The following is a 789-nucleotide window of genomic DNA, read 5'->3' on the forward strand; positions in this document are numbered from 1 at the left end:
CTGTTAGCAACCACCAAAGACCTGCCCCTGCCCTTTACTAAAAAAAAAGGTACTTTTAGCGACTGTCTTATGCAGCCTTTAGGGTTTGGAATGTACAAAGCTTGTATCCCGAACATTATTCAGTGGCAAAAAAGCTATAACGCGATAAAACTGCCCAACCAAGGGACTGCACTTATAAAGGAAAGTGTAGGCATTTGTAGTTTCGGGGGAAAGATCACTTTTGAAACTCACGGCCAAACCCAAACCGTGAGCCAAGAGGACTTTGCCGAAACACCACCGGAAATAGCAAGAATATTGTTAGAGGATTTGCTTACAGAAACCGAATTGACCCAACTGGCAACCGGCGAGTTTATCGATGAGGATATCGATGGTATGGGGGTTGTGGCAATAGGCCAAACAAAAGGCACTGCCCTTAACCACAAGAGTGTTAGCGAGATTGCATTTAAAGTGACTGCATTCAGTAGAAAAAAAACGGAAAACACCAAAGAGAACGTCAACTGGGTTGTTTACCACAAAAAACTAGGGGAAGAGGTGGGGGCCTACACCCTTCTCAACACCTTCATTGATGAAGGTGAGGATTTCACATTTCCATACCAAGCCATAGGCAACTATAAAATAGAGGCTTATGGCATGGGCTCCGATTTAAAAAAAGATGTAAAAAAAACAGGTTCAAATATTATAGCGATAAGCATCGCCGATCAGGGTATCGATACCAGTAAAACGCTCGTCATAAAAGTAGACGGCCAAATGCGCACGCGGGTACGCCCAGGAGAAGCTGCCACCGTAAAG

1 protein-coding gene is annotated in these 789 nt (G+C 44.2%); it reads left to right on the plus strand.

Features of this window, described 5'->3' with window-relative positions:
• On the plus strand, positions 1-789 hold a 789-nt coding region (locus tag ACFFU9_RS10260), incomplete at both ends, for a PAAR-like protein (protein WP_379861344.1).

Source organism: Mariniflexile ostreae (genome assembly GCF_042427585.1).
GTDB lineage: Bacteria > Bacteroidota > Bacteroidia > Flavobacteriales > Flavobacteriaceae > Pseudalgibacter > Pseudalgibacter ostreae.